The 18,385-nt window shown below is 61.1% G+C and carries 17 protein-coding genes and 2 tRNA genes; 3 read left to right on the top strand and 16 right to left on the bottom strand.

The window, feature by feature from the left end:
• Positions 1-30: 30 nt before the first annotated feature.
• The 3 genes from AB0O87_RS11620 to AB0O87_RS11630 all read right to left on the bottom strand — a co-directional run bounded on the left by AB0O87_RS11620 (position 31) and on the right by AB0O87_RS11630 (position 2,211).
• Positions 31-525: a tetratricopeptide repeat protein gene (locus AB0O87_RS11620; protein WP_363515801.1), complete on the bottom strand. Its 495-nt coding sequence runs from the start codon at positions 523-525 to the stop codon at positions 31-33.
• Between the two features lie 70 nt (positions 526-595).
• Entirely contained in the window at positions 596-2,077 is a 1,482-nt protein-coding gene (tig, locus tag AB0O87_RS11625; RefSeq protein WP_363515804.1) for a trigger factor, read from the bottom strand.
• A gap of 60 nt (positions 2,078-2,137) precedes the next feature.
• Positions 2,138-2,211, bottom strand: a tRNA-Pro gene (locus AB0O87_RS11630).
• 122 nt (positions 2,212-2,333) lie between these two features.
• On the opposite strand from AB0O87_RS11630, the gene AB0O87_RS11635 reads away from it, so the two are divergent.
• Together AB0O87_RS11635 and AB0O87_RS11640 are read left to right on the top strand one after the other, a co-directional pair.
• A tRNA-Gly gene (locus AB0O87_RS11635) sits at positions 2,334-2,407 on the top strand.
• A gap of 117 nt (positions 2,408-2,524) precedes the next feature.
• The gene (locus AB0O87_RS11640) at positions 2,525-3,754 is read left to right on the top strand and encodes a hypothetical protein (protein ID WP_363515807.1); all 1,230 of its coding nucleotides are present in this window, start codon (positions 2,525-2,527) and stop codon (positions 3,752-3,754) included.
• Between the two features lie 75 nt (positions 3,755-3,829).
• Here AB0O87_RS11640 and AB0O87_RS11645 read toward each other — a convergent pair whose 3' ends face one another.
• The 11 genes from AB0O87_RS11645 to AB0O87_RS11695 form a co-directional block, all read right to left on the bottom strand.
• Positions 3,830-4,183 carry an RNA polymerase-binding protein RbpA gene (locus AB0O87_RS11645; RefSeq protein ID WP_363515810.1) on the bottom strand — a complete coding sequence of 118 codons (354 nt, stop codon included), beginning with the start codon at positions 4,181-4,183 and terminating at the stop codon, positions 3,830-3,832.
• The gene (gene secG, locus AB0O87_RS11650; RefSeq protein ID WP_363515813.1) at positions 4,183-4,431 is read right to left on the bottom strand and encodes a preprotein translocase subunit SecG; all 249 of its coding nucleotides are present in this window, start codon (positions 4,429-4,431) and stop codon (positions 4,183-4,185) included. The genes AB0O87_RS11645 and secG overlap by 1 nt, the downstream gene beginning before the upstream one ends.
• 81 nt (positions 4,432-4,512) lie before the next feature.
• Positions 4,513-5,304 (bottom strand): triose-phosphate isomerase, encoded by a 792-nt coding sequence (gene tpiA, locus AB0O87_RS11655; RefSeq protein WP_363515816.1) that lies wholly within the window; start codon positions 5,302-5,304, stop codon positions 4,513-4,515.
• Entirely contained in the window at positions 5,295-6,509 is a 1,215-nt protein-coding gene (locus AB0O87_RS11660) for a phosphoglycerate kinase (RefSeq protein ID WP_363515819.1), read from the bottom strand. The genes tpiA and AB0O87_RS11660 overlap by 10 nt, the downstream gene beginning before the upstream one ends.
• A 10-nt stretch (positions 6,510-6,519) precedes the next feature.
• Entirely contained in the window at positions 6,520-7,530 is a 1,011-nt protein-coding gene (gene gap, locus AB0O87_RS11665; protein WP_363515822.1) for a type I glyceraldehyde-3-phosphate dehydrogenase, read from the bottom strand.
• A 115-nt stretch (positions 7,531-7,645) separates the two neighbouring features.
• Positions 7,646-8,272 (bottom strand): superoxide dismutase, encoded by a 627-nt coding sequence (locus AB0O87_RS11670; RefSeq protein ID WP_363515825.1) that lies wholly within the window; start codon positions 8,270-8,272, stop codon positions 7,646-7,648.
• Positions 8,273-8,455: 183 nt separating this feature from the next.
• Positions 8,456-9,433, bottom strand: coding sequence for a DNA-binding protein WhiA (gene whiA / locus AB0O87_RS11675; protein ID WP_363515828.1), 978 nt, complete (start codon positions 9,431-9,433; stop codon positions 8,456-8,458).
• Between the two features lie 67 nt (positions 9,434-9,500).
• Complete coding sequence (rapZ, locus tag AB0O87_RS11680) at positions 9,501-10,373, bottom strand: RNase adapter RapZ (RefSeq protein ID WP_363515831.1); 873 nt, start codon at positions 10,371-10,373, stop codon at positions 9,501-9,503.
• 34 nt (positions 10,374-10,407) lie between these two features.
• Positions 10,408-12,282, bottom strand: coding sequence for an excinuclease ABC subunit UvrC (gene uvrC, locus AB0O87_RS11685; RefSeq protein ID WP_363515834.1), 1,875 nt, complete (start codon positions 12,280-12,282; stop codon positions 10,408-10,410).
• Positions 12,282-15,170 (bottom strand): excinuclease ABC subunit UvrA, encoded by a 2,889-nt coding sequence (uvrA, locus tag AB0O87_RS11690; protein ID WP_363515837.1) that lies wholly within the window; start codon positions 15,168-15,170, stop codon positions 12,282-12,284. The genes uvrC and uvrA overlap by 1 nt, the downstream gene beginning before the upstream one ends.
• A gap of 65 nt (positions 15,171-15,235) precedes the next feature.
• Positions 15,236-15,679, bottom strand: a complete 444-nt coding sequence (locus AB0O87_RS11695) for a MarR family transcriptional regulator (protein ID WP_363515840.1) — start codon at positions 15,677-15,679, stop codon at positions 15,236-15,238.
• Positions 15,680-15,721: 42 nt separating this feature from the next.
• Here AB0O87_RS11695 and AB0O87_RS11700 point away from each other — a divergent pair, with 42 nt between their 5' ends.
• Positions 15,722-15,964, top strand: coding sequence for a hypothetical protein (locus AB0O87_RS11700; RefSeq protein WP_363515843.1), 243 nt, complete (start codon positions 15,722-15,724; stop codon positions 15,962-15,964).
• Here AB0O87_RS11700 and AB0O87_RS11705 read toward each other — a convergent pair.
• Together AB0O87_RS11705 and uvrB are read right to left on the bottom strand one after the other, a co-directional pair.
• Positions 15,948-16,289 (bottom strand): TfoX/Sxy family protein, encoded by a 342-nt coding sequence (locus AB0O87_RS11705; protein WP_363515846.1) that lies wholly within the window; start codon positions 16,287-16,289, stop codon positions 15,948-15,950. The two genes, AB0O87_RS11700 and AB0O87_RS11705, sit on opposite strands and share 17 nt — an antisense overlap.
• A 15-nt stretch (positions 16,290-16,304) precedes the next feature.
• The gene (gene uvrB, locus AB0O87_RS11710; RefSeq protein WP_363515849.1) at positions 16,305-18,377 is read right to left on the bottom strand and encodes an excinuclease ABC subunit UvrB; all 2,073 of its coding nucleotides are present in this window, start codon (positions 18,375-18,377) and stop codon (positions 16,305-16,307) included.
• Positions 18,378-18,385: the final 8 nt, after the last annotated feature.

Consider the following 18,385-nt stretch of genomic DNA (forward strand, 5'->3'; position numbering starts at 1 on the left):
GGCGGCTAGGCCGTGTTCGCCGTCGGCATATCAAGCGTCGAGTTCCGCGATCTCCTGGGCGTACGCGGACATTGATCGGTGATACCGCGGGAGGTGCGGCACAAGGGCCATGAGTGCAACCGAGAGACCATGCGCTGGGCGGCCTGAGCTGGCGAGAGTCAGAGCATGAACTGTCGCGATGGCGTCTCGGTACGGGGAGCCAGCGGGCAAGCTCTCTGCGCACTGAATGACCGTCAACGCCTCGTCATACTCGCCCATATTGCGTAACGAACTGGCCAGTTGCACAATGCACTGCGCACGATGGTCATCATCAAGCCCCAGTGCGAGAGCGCGACGATAGAGCACCACCGCATCTGCGGGGTATCCCGCCGAGTCGCGCGCACCCGCACGCTCGAACTCCGCGCGCGCATCATCGACTCCGCGCTCAGCAGCAAGAGCATCGATTCGCGCGATGGTTTCTGCCCCCACTTCTTCGCCTGAAGCATCTGCCCATACCGCGTCGACGCGGTCGTCCCAGCTCTTCATCGCCACTTCCTCTCGACAAGAAAAGAGGGCGGATGCCGCAGCACCCGCCCTCTTTCTGAAGTTTTACTGACTACTCAGCCTTGTCTGCAGCCTTCTTGGCCGGAGCCTTCTTAGCAGCAGGCTTCTTGGCAGCTGGCTTTGCGTCGGCATCGGCATCGTCAGCCTTTTCTGCCTTCTTAGCCGGAGCCTTCTTGGCGGCAGGCTTCTTGGCCGGAGCCTTCTTGGCCGGCTTCTCCTCAGCCGCAGCCTCGGTCTCCGCAGCCTCAGCCTCGTCGTCGGTGACAATGAAGTCGGAAAGGTCAACGGACTTGCCGTTGCTGTCCACAACCTTCACCTTGCCGAGCGCGATAGCAAGAGCCTTGTTACGGGCAACCTCGCCGACGAGAGCGGGAAGCTGGTTCGACGACTGCAGCGCCTCAACGAACTCCTGCGGAGCCATGCCGTACTGCGAGGCCGACTGGATCAGGTACTGGCTGAGCTCCTCCTGGGAGACCTGCACATCAGCCTGCTCGGCAATGGTGTCCAGCAGAACCTGCGTGCGGAACTGCTTCTCGCTCGCCTCGGTAACCTCTGCACGGTGCTCATCGTCGTCGAGACGGCTTTCGCCCTCGAGGTGGTTGTGCACCTCATCTTCGATGACCTTCGGCGGGACCGGGATCTCGATCTTCTCGAGCAGCGCCTCAACGAGCTTGTCGCGAGCAGCAGAGCCCTGCGTGAAGACACCCTGCTGAGCTACGCGCTCAGCCAGGCTCTCGCGCAGCTCGGCGATCGTGTCGAACTCGCTGGCAATCTGCGCGAAGTCGTCGTCTGCCTCTGGAAGCTCGCGCTCCTTGACAGCCTTCACCGAGACAGAGACCTCAGCTTCGGAACCGGCGTGGTCGCCACCAACGAGAGCGGAGCGGAACGTCGTGTCCTCACCAGCAGTGAGGGACTCGATCGCGTCGTCGATACCTTCAAGCAGCTCGCCAGAGCCGATCTCGTAGGAGACGCCTTCTGCGCGATCAATCTCTGCGCCATCGATAGCGGCAACGAGGTCGAGCTCGACGAAGTCACCCTTCGCAGCGGGACGGTCGACGGTAACGAGCGTGCCGAAACGCGCACGCATGTTGTCGAGCTCAGCGTCAAGCGCTGCCTCGTCTGCCTCGATTGCGTCCACCGTGACGGTGATGTCGTCGTAAGCAGGCAGCTCGATGTCGGGGCGAACATCTACCTCGACGTCGACCAGCAGGTCGCCAGAGAAATCCTTCTCGTTCGGCCACTGGGTGATGTCTGCAGCCGGACGGCCAACGACGCGCACCTTGTGCTCGACCGTTGCCTCGCGGAAGAACTTGTCGAGGCTCTCGTTCACCGCGTGCTCGATAACAGCACCGCGTCCGACGCGCTGGTCGATGATCGGAGCAGGAACCTTGCCCTTGCGGAAGCCGGGGATCTGGATGTCCTGGGCGATGTGCTCATATGCGTGAGCGATGCTCGGCTTGAGGTCGTCCGGGGTGACCGTGATGGTGAGCTTGACCCGCGTCGGGGTCAGCTTCTCGACGGTGCTGTTCGCCATGCTCGTGTGTTCTCCTCGTGATTTCCGCATCAAGTTGCGGCCGTAAGGTCTGGGTTTGTGTCGGGGCGACAGGAGTTGAACCTGCGACCTCCCGCTCCCAAAGCGGGCGCTCTACCAAGCTGAGCTACGCCCCGGTGAATCCGTAAACGAATTCGACCCCACCGAGTCTAACGGACGAAAACACTCTCCACTGTCCGCTATGATCGATCTCGCGGAGTTCCGATTCCGCCCGGTCCTCGATTTAGGTCAAGGATTCGGGGCTGTAGCTTAGTGGTAAAGCCTTAGTCTTCCAAACTAATGATGCGGGTTCGATTCCCGTCAGCCCCTCCACTTAAGAAGGCCCTCACCACACGGTGAGGGCCTTCTCGCATTTTGTCGCAACTTCTGAATACAGTGACATCACTGCCGCATTTCCGGCACGCGGAACCAGGACCGAATGGGATCGATGTGACCGAACCGAATCTGCGGGACGAAGACGGTAGCGTCCTGATGGAGCACAATGGCGGGCACCAACTGCCCGGATTTTTTTCTGCGAATGCGGCGCACACCACCGCGACACGCCCGAGACGACGAAAAGGCGTAATTCTCGGAGTCCTGGGTGGGGCAGGCATCATCGCCGCCCTGGTAGCCACCCAGGTGGGCGCCAACCTCGGTTACGACCAGGCAGCAACCCGATACGACGAGACCTCGCTGGTCGCTTTCGAACTCAAAGCCGAGGTGCGAGCCGACACAGCAGAGTTACGCGAGTCTGCCTCTGCTGCCAACCTCATCCTTTCCCGCGAGAGCCGATCGATTGTCGTGGAAGAGGATCTCTCTGCGGCGCTCTCCAGCTCACTTTCCGAAGGCGAGGAAGCAGCCGGCAACGCAGATGTCGTTGTCTCCAGCGACCTTGCCCCAGTCATGAACAAGCCCGTGTGGTTTTGGGAGCTATTTGGTAGAACGACCGAGCTCAACCAGAACACCGAGGATGCTGAGCGGCTGATCACCGCTCTGCAGGACGAGAGCGGTGATGTCGTCGAGGCTGAGCAGTCGATCACGACAACGGGTATCGCCGTGCTGCAGGCCGCGAGTACCGCTGCAGCACCGTTTGAAACTGCGCATCTCTCTGCACGCAATGACGCGGTGATCGAGCTCCGTACCGCGGCAGCTTCTGTCGCCAATGCGACTCTCGTCGACCAAGAAGCGGCGGCGGCCTACATCTCGCTCCAGGATGCGGGTGACCAAGTCATCGCAACCGAGGCAGCTGAGCTAGCCGAGAAAGAAGGACCGCTCAAGAACGCTCGCCTGGAGATCGAGGCGTACGCTCGCTCGATCGCGCCGGAAGTCCTGCTCGAGTTCGATTGGTCTCCCGTAGTCAACGGTGCGGGATACAACGGCAGCATGGGCGGATACACGACCTGGTGGTGGGAGACCCCGGGGCGCGCAAACATCGAGCTTTCTAACTCTGTCGCCGAGCAATGGCCGGCTGCGCGCAGCAAAGCGCTTGTCGCCCACGAGATCGGTCATGCCATCAGCGTGAAATGCCAGGACATGTACGATTCCTCGACGCAAGACAGTATCGAGAAATGGGCTACAGCCTGGGCCATCGGCATGGGGCACACCGACGACGCCAACGGGGTCTGGGCATACGGCTACCCACCACAGAGCTACATCGATGCCGCGTCCGGGTGCCGTTAGACCGCCGCGTACTCCAGGCTCACAGAAAAGACCGCCGCGATTACTCGCGGCGGTCTTTTCGATGTCACGCTGAGGTCACTGCCCCCGACGCTCGCGGAGCTGTGTGAGCGCGTCGTCAAGCAGCTGAACTGCTTCTTCGTCTGTGCGACGTTCCTTCACATAAGCAAGGTGAGTCTTGTAGGGCTCAGGCTTCGCGAGTGCAGGCGGATTTGCCTTGTCGCGACCCGCAGGGAGCCCAGACTGGGGGTGGTCGATCGTATCGGGAATCTCTTCCTCGGGGAGACCAGCTGCGAAGTAACGCACAGTCTCATTGCCGAGGCCATCCCAATACGAAACCGCTGTGCGGTCGGTGTGGTAGCCGTGGTCCTGCTCCCCCATCGGCCCTGAGCCGACGCGAGTTCCACGGATTGCGTTTCCACCGGTAGCCATTAGCTTGCCTCGAATTTCGTGATGAGGCCCAACGCGACGATGGCGACGAACCAGGTGAGTGCCAGGACCACTGTGAAGCGGTTCAGGTTCCGCTCCGCGAGCCCAGAGGAGCCGGCGGTCGACGTCATGCCACCACCGAACATGTCGGACAGGCCGCCACCGCGACCTTTGTGCAAGAGGATGAGGAGGGTCAGCAGGACGCTGGTGATACCCAGCACAACCTGCAGAACGAACTCGAGAATTGCCACGAGAAAGAGCCTTTCGCTGGGGCCGAAGCGCCCCCGTAACGGTCAAGTATACGGTGCAGCGGGGCCGAAGCCCCGCTGCACTCACACGCCGACGTGCTTCTCGAAGCGAATGATCGCGGCAAACTCGTCTACGACGAGGCTTGCCCCGCCGACCAGAGCGCCGTCTACATCAGGTTCGCGCATGAAGCTGGCGATGTTCGCTGACTTCACAGAACCGCCGTACAGAATGCGCGTGCGCGCTGCGGCGTCATCCCCGAGGACCTTGGCGACAACCGTCCGCAAAGCAGCGCAAACATCCTGCGCCTGCTGTGGCGTTGCTGCTTTGCCTGAGCCGATGGCCCAGACGGGCTCGTACGCGACGACGACATCAGCCTTCGGCGATACGCCCTGCAGTGCTGCCTCAAGCTGACCTGCAGGAACAGCGCTTGCACCAAACTTCTCGAGGTCGTCTGCAGTCTCACCGACGCAGATAACCGGAACGAGGTCATGCTTCAGCGTTGCTTGCACCTTCGCCGCGACGACGTCATCGCCCTCGGCGTGGTACTCACGACGCTCAGAGTGACCGATGATGACGTACTTCGCGTCAAGCTTCGACAGGAATGCACCAGACACCTCACCGGTGTAGGCACCGGAATCGTGAGCTGAGACATCCTGCGCGCCGAGCGCGAAGGGAATCTTGTCTGCATCGATCAGCGTCTGCACGCTACGAATGTCTGTGAACGGCGGGAAGACCGCCACCTCGACAGAGCCTTCTTCGTGCTTGGCGTCTTTCAACGTCCAGTGCAGTTTCTGCACAAACGCGACCGCCTGTAGGTGGTCAAGATTCATTTTCCAGTTTCCCGCGATTAGCGGGGTACGAGAGTTCACGCCCATCCGAGGACCTCCAGCCCAGGTAGTTTCTTGCCCTCGAGGAATTCGAGGCTCGCGCCGCCGCCGGTCGAAATATGACCGAACTGATCGTCGGAGAAGCCCAACTGACGCACCGCAGCAGCGGAATCGCCGCCGCCAACGACACTGAGTCCGTCAACCTCGGTGAGCGCTTGTGCGACCGCCTTGGTACCCGCAGCGAATGCCGAGAACTCGAAGACGCCCATCGGGCCATTCCAGAAGACTGTCTGAGAGCCGCGAATTACCTCCGCGAACCGAGCAGCCGTTTCTGGTCCGATGTCGAGACCAATGCCCGACGCACCAAAGGCTGTCGCCTCAATCGCATCTGCGGCAGTGACCTCGTGAGCGGCTTCTGCCGAGAACGATGCCGCGACAACCACGTCGGTGGGGAGCACAAGCTCCACGCCGCGCTCTGCTGCCTCTGCAATGTAACCGCGTACAGTCTCCAGCTGATCTTCCTCAAGGAGACTGGAGGCCACAGCGTGCCCCTGCGCCTTCAGGAAAGTGAAGAGCATGCCGCCGCCGACGAGAATCTTGTCGACACGAGGAAGCAGGTGTGAGATCACGCCGAGCTTGTCGCTGACTTTCGAACCGCCAAGCACGACCGCGTACGGACGCTGTGGGTTCTCCGTCAGACGGTCGAGTACTTCGAGTTCAGCTGCGATCAGCAGGCCAGCGGCAGACGGCAGCAACTCAGCAAGCTCGTAGACACTCGCTTGCTTGCGGTGCACGACACCGAAGCCGTCAGAAACCAGCACATCACCGAGTTCTGCGAGCTGCGCAGCAAATGCGCCGCGCTCTGCGTCATCTTTGGAGGTCTCCCCCGCGTTGAAACGCAGGTTCTCGATGACGACGACTCCGCCGTCTTCCAACGAAGCGACAGCTTCCTCGGCCGACTCTCCGACCGTGTCGCGAGCGAATGCGACGGGAACGCCAAGCAGCTCGGAAAGTCGCTGAGCTACGGGCTCCAGGCTGTATTGAGGGTCGGGCGCGCCGTTAGGCCGCCCGAGGTGCGAACACACAACCACGCGGGCTCCCGCGTTGATCAGTGCGTTGATGGTCGGCAACGAGGCCCGAACGCGGCCATCGTCCGTGATGATCCCATCCCGCAAGGGGACATTGAGATCACAACGGACGATGACGCGCTTGCCCTCGAGCGACCCCAGTGTTTCTAGGGTGCGCAGAGTCATGTCGTTGAGCTTAGAGGCGCTCAGCCACGTACTCGGTCAGGTCGACGAGACGGTTGGAGTAGCCCCACTCGTTGTCGTACCAGCTGGACACCTTGATGAGGTTGCCGCTGACGTTGGTAAGCGTCGAATCGAAGATCGAGGAGTGCGGGTTGTGCACAATGTCGCTCGAAACGATCGGGTCCTCGTTGTACTGCAGGTAGCCGACCAAACGGCCATCCGCTGCGGCCTTCTTGTACGCCTCGTTGACCTCTTCGACCGTGAGGTTCTCACGGTCGGTGATGAGGGTGAGGTCGACAATGGAGCCGGTGGGAACAGGCACGCGGTAGGAAGATCCGCTGAGCTTGCCCTGAAGCTCCGGAAGAACCTCGCCAATGGCCTTAGCTGCACCAGTGGATGCGGGCGTGATGTTGATCGCCGCGGCGCGCGCACGACGGAGGTCGCCGTGCGGCCCGTCCTGCAGGTTCTGGTCGGCGGTGTAGGCGTGAGCGGTCATCATGAAGCCACGCTCGATGCCGAAAGCGTCGTTGAACACCTGAGCCAACGGCGCGAGGCAGTTGGTGGTGCACGACGCGTTGGAGATGATGTGATCCGTCTCCGGGTTGTAGGTGTCTTCGTTCACGCCCATGACGAACGTGCCGTCAACGCCTGTTCCAGGAGCGGAAATCAGGACCTTCTTCGCGCCGGCCTCGATGTGCTTCTTGGCGAGCTCGGCCTTGGTGAAGAATCCAGTCGACTCGATGACGATGTCCACGCCCAGCTCACCCCACGGGATGTTGGCGGGGTCACGCTCGGCGAAAGCCTTGATGACCTTGCCGTTGACGGTGATGCTGTCTTCGTCGTAGCTGATTGCTTCGTCAAGGACGCCACCTACAGAGTCATACTTCAGCAGGTGCGCCAGGGACTTGTTGTCGGTGAGGTCGTTGACCGCGACGATCTCAAGGTCAGCTCCCTGCGCGAGAGCCGCGCGGAAGTAATTGCGTCCGATGCGGCCGAAGCCGTTAATACCGATCTTGACAGACACTCAGGTCTCCCTGTTTCTCATGCGTGACACGCAGCTTTCCGGCATACGTGAGGCGCGGGGTTTTTTGGCTGAGAGGGCGTCCCAACGAGCCATAGCTCGTTGGGACGCGACCCGCTTACGACAGTACCAGCAGGCCGTTCGTCTTCTCGCGGGCGACCTCGAGACGCTGCGCGACGTTTTCCCAGTTCGCGATCTTCCAGGCTGCCTTCACGTAGTCCGCCTTGACGTTGAGGTAGTCCAGGTAGAAAGCGTGCTCCCACATGTCGAGCTGGAACAGCGGGATGGTGCCCTGTGCGGTGTTGGAGTGCTGGTCGAACATCTGCTGAATGATCAGACGCGAGCCGATCGTGTCCCAGCTGAGGACCGCCCAGCCAGAGCCCTGAATACCCGTCGCGGCTGCGGTGAAGTGCGCCTGGAACTTATCGAACGAGCCGAAATACTCATCGATCGCTGCCTTCAGCTCGCCCTCAGGCTCGCCGCCACCATTCGGGGAGAGGTTCGTCCAGAAGATCGAGTGGTTGACGTGACCGCCCAGGCTGAAGGCGAGGTCCTTTTCAAGCTTGTTGACGTTGGCCAGGTTGCCGCTATCGCGGGCTTCGGCGAGGCCCTCGAGTGCGGTGTTGGCACCAGCGACGTACGCTGCGTGGTGCTTGTCATGGTGCAGCTCCATGATCTTGCCGCTGATGTGCGGCTCGAGTGCTGCGAAGTCGTAGGGAAGGTCGGGGAGCGTGTAAGTCGCCATTTCGCTTTCATCCAATCCGCGCCGCGCCGCGGCGCTTGCCGATCCTCCGCGCCGCCGATGTGCGGCGTAGAGCGGACGTGTTTCATCCTACTGACGACAACGCTCGCGCGCCGCCGAACCTTCCACCATTGACAAAGACCCGCCGTCCTAGATACAGGACGACGGGTCGAAAAAATCGAGTGGTCAGACTTCGAGCCCGACCGGCACAGCGGATTCCGTTCCAGGAATCCCCTCCTGCTGCGCACGCTTGTCGGCCATCGCAAGCAGGCGGCGGATGCGTCCGGCGACGGCGTCTTTGGTGAGCGGCGGGTCAGCATGATGTCCGAGCTCATCCAGGCTCGCGTCTCGGTGCGCCAGGCGCAGCTCTCCCGCGACCCGCAGATGATCCGGTACCTCGTCGGCAAGAATCTCCAACGCGCGCTCTACGCGCGCACACGCCGCGACCGCTGCTTGCGCGGAACGACGGAGGTTTGCATCATCAAAATTGACGAGCCGGTTGACTCCTGCTCGCACCTCACGGCGCTGACGGAGTTCTTCCCACGCCACGGCAGTCCGCTGCGCGCCCATCTCGTTGAGGATGGTGCGAATCGCGTCTCCTTCACGCACGACAACGCGCGGCATGCCCCGCACTTCGCGCGCCTTCGCAGCTACCCCGAGTCTGTGGGCAGCACCAACGAGGGCCATTGCTGCTTCTGAAGAAGGGCAGACGACCTCGAGCATGGCGGAACGACCGGGTTCGCTGAGCGTACCTGCGGCGAGGAACGCGCCTCGCCAAATGCCGGCAACCTCGGCCCTCGAACCGGTGGTGAGCCTGTTGGGCAGTCCGCGTACCGGGCGCCGACGCTGATCAAGGAGACCCGTCTGGCGCGCAAGGGTCTCACCCTGCGCGATGACACGCACTGCCCAGCGCGCACCGTCATTGGCGGTGCTTGACTGCACCTGCGCGATCTCGGGGCGAACACCATAGATCTCTGCGAGGTCTCTGGCCACGCGACGTGCAAGCGTCTCGGCATCCACTTCCGCCTCGACCGCTACGCGACCAGCGATGGAATGCAGACCGCCAGCGAACCGGAGGATCGCGGTAACCTCCGCAACTCGCACCGTCGGGGGTGCGTTGCGGATGCTGACCAGCTCGGCCTTGACGTCGGTGGTTAGTGCCACGACACTCCTTCGCGTTCACGCGCCGGATCGCGGCGCAAACGTCCAGCTTACCCGGCCGTGCGCCGCTTCATTCTCGACCGAGGTCTCGGTGACGCACGTTAACCGCTACCCCAGGGATTGACGATATTCTGCGCGCCAGCTCTTCGGACATCGCTACAGAGCGGTGCTTGCCGCCAGTGCATCCGATAGCGATCGTCGAATGGCTCTTGTTCTCGCGCTGGTACCCCTCAAGAATCGGCGTAAGGGCCGCGGCGTATGCGTCCAAGAACTCCGTTGCCCCTTCGCGGGAGAGAACGTAATCGCGAACAGCCTCGTCCTGTCCGGTAAACCCGCGGAGCTCTTCGTTCCAGAACGGGTTCGGAAGAAAACGCATGTCAGCGACGATGTCGACATCCGTCGGCAGACCGTACTTAAACCCGAAGCTGAGGAGAGTCACCCGGTGACGCGCTTGTCCCTCTTCAGAGAAAATGTCTGACACCTGGGTAGCCAGCTGGTGGATGTTGAGCGTTGAAGTATCGATCACGAGGTCTGCCGCCTCGCGAATCGGCGCAAGTTTGGACCGTTCCAGCCGAATGCCGTCGAGCAATGTGCCGTCACCCTGGAGCGGCTGCGGACGTCGGACTGACTCGAACCGTCGCACCAGCACGTCGTCTGACGCGTCAAGGAACAGCACACGCACCGAACCCCGCGCACGCAAAGCGCGCGCGACATCGGGGAAGTCATCGAAAAGATTGCGACCGCGCACATCTACGACAGCCGCGACCTTGGGCAAAGCAGTGCCGCCCATATCAGTGAGATCGAGCAGAGGACGCAGAATTTGTGGCGGCAGGTTGTCAACGACGTACCAGCCCAGATCTTCTAGCGCGTTCGCGACTGTTGTCCGACCAGCGCCCGACATCCCCGTGACGATGAGGAACTCGCCTTTTTCCTCGTCAACCATTACTCAGTGCTCCCTCTCCCCCTCGACTTCCAGCCTAGCGAGTGGACAGGTGGGTATGGATATTCTGCGCGAGCACTGGACCGATTCCTTGAACTTCTTCGATTTCTTCCGGTGCGGCGGCCTTCAACGCGGTGACAGACCCAAAGTGCTTCAGCAGAACCTTGATGCGGGACCCGCCGAGCCCTGGCACCTCGGCGAGCACTGACGAGATGTCATTGCGACGCTTCTTCCGCTGGTGAGTGATGGCGAACCGGTGCGCTTCGTCGCGCAGCCGTTGCAACAGATAGAGCGACTCACTTGTCCGCGGCAGGATCACCGGAAAGTCATCACCGGGCAGCCAAACTTCTTCTAGCCGCTTGGCGATACCGCACACTGCGATCTCCGTGTGACCGGCGTCGCGAAGTGCCCTGGCTGCCGCCTCAACCTGCGGCTTACCACCGTCAACGAGCAACAGCTGAGGTCGATAAGCGAAGCGCGGCTTGCGACGAACGACAGTGTCTTCGCCGCTCTCACTCTCCAGCTCTTCTGGCCGATCGAGGTACGCAAGCCGTCTGCGGAGTACTTGGTACATCGAGTCCGTGTCATCTGTCGTCTCAGCAATACCGAACGACCTGTACTGATCTTTGCGCGGAAGGCCGTCTTCGAAGACCACCATCGAGGCCACGACGTTTGTGCCACCGAGATGTGAGATGTCGAAGCACTCGATACGCAGCGGCGCCTCCGTCATCCCCAACGCTTCCTGCAGATCTGTCAGTGCCTGAGCTCGGGCTACGTAATCGGTCGTGCGTTTCGCTTTGTGCCTGATCAGGGCCTGCTGGGCATTGAGTGTCGCCGTGCGCATCAGATCGGCTCGCTGCCCGCGGTGGGCGACGGCAATCTCTACTTTTCTTCCTTTACGCCCCCGCAACCACAGCTCAAGCTCTTCTACATCATCGGGAAGAGTAGGAACCAAGATGCGTCGTGGCACGTCTTGCGCTTCTCCGTACGCTTGTTGCAGCACCTGCTCGACGAGATCAGCGCTCGTGATGTCGAGCTCTTTCTCGATCGTGATCGCCCGGACTCCGCGGATACGACCGCCGCGGATCGTGAAGTGTTGCACTGTCGCTGCAAGTTCGTCCTCAGCGATGCCGAACAGATCGGCATCTTCGTCGCTGGGGAGCACGAGCGCACTCTTGCCGAGGACTGCTTCAATCGCAGACAGCTTGTCGCGGTACTTCGCCGCGGCTTCGTAGTCCATCGCCGCAGAGGCAGCGAGCATGCGTGCGGTGAGATCACGCGTGAATCTTTCGTCACCGCCTGCCATGAACGCCACAAAGTCGTTCACGATCGCCCTGTGCTCATCGATCGAGACCGTCATCGAGCAGGGGCCGCCGCACTTCCCGATCTGACCAGGAAAGCAGGGTCGCCCCGTTTGCATCGCGCGCTTGTAGCTGGAATCGCTGCAGGTACGAATCGGGAAGGCCTTGACCATCAGATCGATCGTCTCGTGCACCGCCCAGACCTTGGGATACGGGCCGAAGTAGCGAGCGCCCGAGATCTTTCGATTGCGCGTCACGATCACGCGAGGCGCTTCATCCCCCAATGTCACCGCCATAAACGGGTACGACTTGTCGTCTCGGTACTTCACGTTGAAGGGCGGATCGAACTCCTTGATCCACATGTATTCGAGCTGCAACGAGTCGACGTCGGTAGGGACAACGGTCCACTCGACCGCCGCTGCTGTGGTCACCATACGTCTCGTACGTTCGTGCAACGTACGAAGCGGCGCGAAGTAGTTCGAGAGCCGCTGGCGCAGGTTCTTGGCCTTGCCCACGTATAGCACGCGGCCAGCGGCGTCGCTAAAGCGGTACACGCCGGGGTCGGTCGGAATCTCTCCCGGCCCCGGTTTGTATGGCAGGACGTCGGCCATCAGCTGGCCTTCCGCGCGGAGCGCCCCTCACCCAAGATCTCGGCAAGGAAGAGTCCGGTGTGGCTCTCCTCGACACGTGCGATCTGCTCAGGTGTACCCGTGGCAACGATCTGGCCTCCGCCGGACCCGCCTTCAGGTCCCAAATCGATCACCCAGTCGGCTGACTTGATCACATCGAGGTTGTGCTCGATGACGATGACTGTATTGCCCTTGTCGACCAGACCGTTCAGCACTTCAAGAAGCTTGCGAACATCTTCGAAGTGCAAACCTGTTGTCGGCTCGTCGAGCACATAGATGCTGCGTCCGTTGCTGCGACGCTGAAGCTCGGTCGCCAGCTTGACACGCTGAGCCTCGCCACCAGACAGGGTCGTAGCTGATTGTCCGAGCCGGACGTACCCCAGACCTACATCCACCAGAGTCTTCATGTAACGGTGAATGGCCTGGATCGGCTCGAAGAACTCTGCTGCCTCCTCAATCGGCATCTCGAGCACCTCGGCGATGTTCTTGCCCTTGTAGTGCACCGAGAGCGTGTCCCGGTTGTAGCGCTTTCCGTGGCAGACCTCGCAGTCGACGTATACGTCGGGAAGGAAGTTCATCTCGATCTTGATCGTGCCATCACCGGAACATGCCTCACAGCGTCCGCCCTTGACGTTGAAGCTGAACCGGCCGGGCTGGTAGCCGCGCACCTTTGCCTCTGGAGTATCGCTAAACAGGGAGCGGATGCGATCAAAAACTCCGGTGTAGGTCGCCGGGTTCGACCGCGGAGTGCGGCCAATCGGTGCTTGATCGACGTGCACAACCTTGTCGAGGTTGTCGAGACCCGTCACTCGGGTGTGCTTGCCGGGAACCGTGCGCGCTCCGTTCAACCGGGATGCAAGCACCTGGTAGAGGATGTCGTTCACGAGCGACGATTTGCCCGAACCGCTGACGCCCGTGACGGCGGTCAGCACGCCGAGCGGGAAGTCGGCCGTCACATTCTGTAGATTGTTGGCCCGAGCGCCGACGACGCTCAGCATGCGCTTCTTGTCGATCTTGCGCCGCTTGCTAGGCATCGGAATCTCGCGACGGCCCGAGAGGTACTCCCCTGTCATCGACGCGCTGTCGTCGAGAAGTGCCGAGTACGGCCCCGAGTGCACGACTTCACCGCCGTTGACACCCGCTCCTGGACCGATATCGACGACCCAGTCGGCTGCCTCGATCGTCTCTTCGTCGTGCTCAACCACGATGAGGGTGTTGCCCAGGTCGCGCAGTTTGAGCAGGGTGTCGATAAGACGACGGTTGTCTCGCTGGTGGAGACCGATCGACGGCTCATCGAGAACGTAGAGCACCCCTGTTAGGCCCGATCCGATCTGCGTGGCCAGGCGGATGCGCTGTGCTTCTCCGCCAGAGAGTGACCCAGCGGCGCGGCTGAGGTTGAGGTAAGAGAGGCCTACCTCGAGCAAGAAATCGAGACGGAGTCTGATCTCACGCAGCACCTGTGCGGCAATCTGCGCTTCACGGTCAGTGAGGGTGAGTGTCTCCATGAACGCGCGGGCGTCGGCAAGGCTGAGGTGTGAAACTTCAGCGATGGAGCTCCCATGCACGTGCACAGCCAAGACCTCTGGCTTGAGCCTGTCACCGTTGCAGACGGGGCACGGTACCTCGCGGAGGTACTCCCCCCACCGGTTGCGCTGGTTGTCAGATTCAGCTTGAAGGTACTGGCGTTCGATGTAGGGAACGACGCCCTCAAACCCCGATGCGTACCGCATCTCACGGCCGTAGCGGTTCTTCCACTTCACGGTGACTTTGTAGTTCTCGCCGCGCAGAATGGCGTTCTGCACGTCAGAGTGCAGTTTGCGCCACGGTGTGTCGAGCGAGAAATCAAGGTCTCTGGAGAGACCCTCGAGCAGTCGCTCGTAGTACTGGAAAAGTCCCTTGCCCTGGGTCGTCCACGGGATGATGACGCCTTCCCGAATGGAGAGGTCTTCGTCTCCCAGCATCAGGTCGACATCGACCGACATGCGAGTGCCGAGCCCTGAGCACGTCGGGCACGCACCGAACGGCGCATTGAAAGAGAATGTTCGCGGCTCGATCTCGGTCAGCGTCAGCTCATGGCCGTTCGGACAAGCCAACTTCTCCGAGAACGTCTGCCAGGAGTCGTCGCCTTCGCCGTCGACGAAATTGATCTGCACCACACCGCCAGCAAGACCGAGCGCGGTCTCTACAGAGTCCGTCACGCGACCGAGAATCTCGTCCGAAGCGACCAAACGGTCGACCACTACAGCGATGTCGTGCTTGTAGCTCTTCTTCAGCTTCGGCGGCTCCGCAAGCTGGATGAGATCACCGTCGACGATTGCCCGAGAATAGCCCTTTGCTCCCAGTTCCCGGAACAGGTCGACAAACTCGCCCTTCTTCTGCGAAACGATCGGCGCCACCACCTGGTAGCGGGTGCGCTCAGGGAGCTCCATCAGCTGGTCAGCGATCTGCTGCACGGTCTGCCGCTGAATTCGCTCACCGCATTCCGGGCAATGCGGAATACCGATCCGCGCCCACAGCAACCGCATGTAGTCGTAGATCTCTGTGATCGTGCCCACGGTAGAACGCGGGTTACGGTTCGTTGACTTCTGGTCAATCGAAACTGCAGGGCTGAGCCCTTCGATGAAATCCACGTCTGGTCGGTCCACCTGGCCGAGGAACTGGCGCGCGTACGCGCTCAACGATTCGACGTATCGGCGTTGCCCTTCGGCGAAGATTGTGTCGAACGCGAGACTGGACTTTCCCGACCCTGACAGGCCTGTGAATACGACCAGTGAGTCGCGAGGGATGTCGATGTCGACGTTCTTGAGGTTATGGACACGGGCGCCGCGAACACTGAGTGTTCCGGAGGAGGCAACAGGGACGATGGGCACCGCACAAGTCTACGAGGGGCCACGGACATCGGCTCCGCCCTGGCATCTCGTCGAGCTCTGATGTATTAGCGCACCCCTGGGCGTCGTCCGGCGAAAGGCGCCAGCCCGTCTCTGAGCGCCTCGACATCCGCAACGCTCATTCCTACCGTCGCCATCACCTGGCGAGGAACATCAAGGGCCTTCTCTCGCAACGCGGCGCCAGCCGGAGTCAAAGTGATCTCTAGACGACGCTCGTCTCGATTGCTGCGCTGACGCAGCAACAATCCTTCGGTTTCGAGGCGCTTCACCAGCGGAGAAGCGGTTGCGGGGTCAAGGGCGAGTTCACTGGCCAGCTCATTCAAAGTGCGAGGCGACTCTTCCCACAAGACCAGCATGACAAGGTATTGCGGGTGCGTGAGCCCGAGTGGTTCGAGGATCGGACGATAGAGCGCGACAACGTTGCGCGCCGCGGTGACCACCGCAAAACAGAGCTGGTTCTCTAACCGCAGCAGGTCGTCGTCATGGGTCACAAGATGACTATATCTGCACAAATCATTAGTACACTAAACAACATGACCAAGGATTCGGATCGCCCGCCCCTCCGCACGCGCATTCGCGAAGCCGGAGGGCTATACGCCTGGATCAACACGAACCTTATTCGTTTCGCCGGGCCCGCCTCCGTCGGCCCTTACGAGACAACCCCACCGCCCAGCGCCGCCGAACGCGCGGCGCGAGCGTGCCCACTCTGTGGTTCTCCGATGACCGAACACGAGATCGACCGTTCGGGCCCGAAGCCTCTCATGCACTGCCCGTAGGTGCGGCCGCAGACTCCCGCGCGACATCGAGCCAAAACATCAACGAAGTGTCATCTTCGATGGCGCTTGCCTCCACATCTAGCCAGCCGGCCCCCATGGTCTTTGCCCCCATCACGGCTCGCGCAGCTCCCGATTCGGTCAGCAGGGCAGCTCCGTTTTCGTCATCGGTTCGCACAAGCAGCACTCCGCCGGCTCGCGCTCCGACCAATATTCGACCATCGAGCAAAAACGCCTTCGTGCCGAACATGCGTCGCTCTTCGACAGCAGGGTCTGCTCCCAGGAGTGCCCTCACTCGATCGGCTAGTTCGTCGCCCTCGGCATCCATCGGTTACTGGCCGATCTACGCGTGTCCGGCGCGTTCCATTGCGCGAAGCTCCTTCTTGAGATCCTGGACCTCGTCGCGTAGACGCCCGGCCAACTCAAACTTGAGCTCGGACGCTGCGGCCAACATCTGATCCGACAAGTCTTGAATCGTGGCTTCGAGCTGTTGCGCACCCTCGGCTGCGATTCCGGTGCGGCGCAGGTTGGGCGTTGGCGATTTGCCCTTACCGGTCGCACGTCCGCGTCCCGATAGCATCTCTGCCGTGTCTGCCCCTTCACGGGCAAGCACCTCAGTGATGTCGGCGATGCGTTTGCGAAGCGGTTGCGGGTCGAGCCCATGCTCTTTGTTGTACGCCACTTGTTTCTCGCGGCGACGGTCAGTTTCTTCGATCGCCTTCGTCATCGAGTCGGTCATCTTGTCGGCGTACATGTGCACTTCGCCAGAGACGTTTCGTGCTGCGCGTCCGATGGTCTGAATGAGAGACGTCCCCGACCGTAGGAACCCCTCTTTATCAGCATCGAGAATCGCCACGAGCGAGACCTCGGGCAGGTCGAGGCCTTCTCGCAAGAGGTTGATACCGACAAGCACGTCGTACACGCCGGCGCGCAACTCGCTGAGTAGCTCGACACGACGCAGCGTGTCTACGTCGGAATGCAGATAGCGCACCCGCACACCGTGCTCGCCAAGGAAGTCTGTGAGCTCTTCCGACATCTTTTTGGTCAGCGTAGTAACGAGCACGCGTTCGTCTCGTTCGACCCGCAACCGGATCTCTTCGAGCAGGTCGTCGATCTGGCCCTTCGAGGGCTTCACGATGATATTGGGGTCAACCAAACCCGTCGGACGAATGATCTGCTCGACCACGCCGTCTGCGATTCCCATCTCGTACTTGCCAGGCGTTGCAGAGAGATACACCGTCTGCCCGATGCGGTTCTTGAACTCATCCCAACGCAACGGTCGGTTATCCATCGCGCTCGGCAACCGGAAACCATGATCAACGAGCGTGCGCTTGCGCGAAGAATCTCCTTCGTACATCGCACCGATCTGCGGGACGGTCACGTGCGACTCGTCAATGACCATCAAGAAGTCGTCAGGGAAGAAGTCGAGCAGTGTGTGGGGAGGCTCGCCTGCTTGGCGCCCGTCCATGTGCCGCGAGTAGTTCTCGATGCCGGAGCAGAATCCCAACTGTTGCAGCATCTCGAGATCGAAGGTTGTGCGCATACGCAGACGTTGTGCTTCGAGGAGCTTGCCCTGCTTTTCGAACTCGGCGAGACGCTCCTCGAGTTCCGCTTCGATCGTGCCGATCGATCGCTGAATGACATCTGTTCCTGCGACGTAGTGCGATGCGGGGAAGATCGGAACAGAAACTAGCTTCTCGATGACCTCGCCTGTGAGCGGATGCAGCGAGTACAACGCTTCAATCTCGTCGCCGAACAACTCGATACGGATCGCATGCTCTTCGTAGACCGGGATGATCTCGATCGTGTCGCCGCGCACCCGGAAATTTCCGCGCGAGAAATCAACGTCGTTGCGGTTGTACTGCATTGCGATGAACTGGCGGATGAGCGCATCGCGGTCGTAGCGCTCCCCGACCTGGAGCGCGACCATGGCACGCAGATACTCTTCCGGCGCGCCAAGTCCGTAAATACAAGACACCGTGGAGACCACAATGACGTCTCGGCGACTGAGTAGCGAGTTTGTGGTCGAGTGGCGCAACCGCTCAACCTCGGAGTTGATTGATGAGTCTTTCTCGATAAAAGTATCGGTCTGGGGAACGTACGCCTCTGGCTGGTAGTAGTCGTAGTAAGACACGAAGTACTCGACCGCGTTATTGGGCATAAGTTCGCGGAACTCGTTTGCAAGCTGCGCCGCCAACGTCTTGTTGTGCGCCAGCACGAGGGTGGGGCGCTGTACTTGCTCGACGAGCCAGGCCGTCGTGGCCGACTTACCCGTACCTGTGGCACCGAGCAACACGACGTCGGTCTCACCCGCATTGATGCGCGAAGCTAACTCGGCAATGGCTTTGGGCTGGTCGCCAGCCGGCGCATATTCGCTAATGACCTCGAAGGGACGGACGCTGCGCGTGGGTTGCATACCTCAAG

This window comes from Microbacterium sp. NPDC076768 (assembly GCF_040687205.1).
Taxonomy (GTDB): Bacteria; Actinomycetota; Actinomycetes; order Actinomycetales; family Microbacteriaceae; genus Microbacterium.

What these genes read in the sequence shown, in the direction of transcription:
- AB0O87_RS11620 (WP_363515801.1), bottom strand. Translation starts at nt 525, where the DNA reads ATGAAGAGCTGGGACGACCGCGTCGACGCGGTATGGGCAGATGCTTCA.
- tig (WP_363515804.1), bottom strand. Translation starts at nt 2,077, where the DNA reads ATGGCGAACAGCACCGTCGAGAAGCTGACCCCGACGCGGGTCAAGCTC.
- AB0O87_RS11645 (WP_363515810.1), bottom strand. Translation starts at nt 4,183, where the DNA reads ATGGCTACCGGTGGAAACGCAATCCGTGGAACTCGCGTCGGCTCAGGG.
- tpiA (WP_363515816.1), bottom strand. Translation starts at nt 5,304, where the DNA reads ATGGGCGTGAACTCTCGTACCCCGCTAATCGCGGGAAACTGGAAAATG.
- AB0O87_RS11660 (WP_363515819.1), bottom strand. Translation starts at nt 6,509, where the DNA reads ATGACTCTGCGCACCCTAGAAACACTGGGGTCGCTCGAGGGCAAGCGC.
- AB0O87_RS11670 (WP_363515825.1), bottom strand. Translation starts at nt 8,272, where the DNA reads ATGGCGACTTACACGCTCCCCGACCTTCCCTACGACTTCGCAGCACTC.
- rapZ (WP_363515831.1), bottom strand. Translation starts at nt 10,373, where the DNA reads ATGGTTGACGAGGAAAAAGGCGAGTTCCTCATCGTCACGGGGATGTCG.
- uvrC (WP_363515834.1), bottom strand. Translation starts at nt 12,282, where the DNA reads ATGGCCGACGTCCTGCCATACAAACCGGGGCCGGGAGAGATTCCGACC.
- AB0O87_RS11700 (WP_363515843.1), top strand. Translation starts at nt 15,722, where the DNA reads ATGACCAAGGATTCGGATCGCCCGCCCCTCCGCACGCGCATTCGCGAA.
- AB0O87_RS11705 (WP_363515846.1), bottom strand. Translation starts at nt 16,289, where the DNA reads ATGGATGCCGAGGGCGACGAACTAGCCGATCGAGTGAGGGCACTCCTG.
- uvrB (WP_363515849.1), bottom strand. Translation starts at nt 18,377, where the DNA reads ATGCAACCCACGCGCAGCGTCCGTCCCTTCGAGGTCATTAGCGAATAT.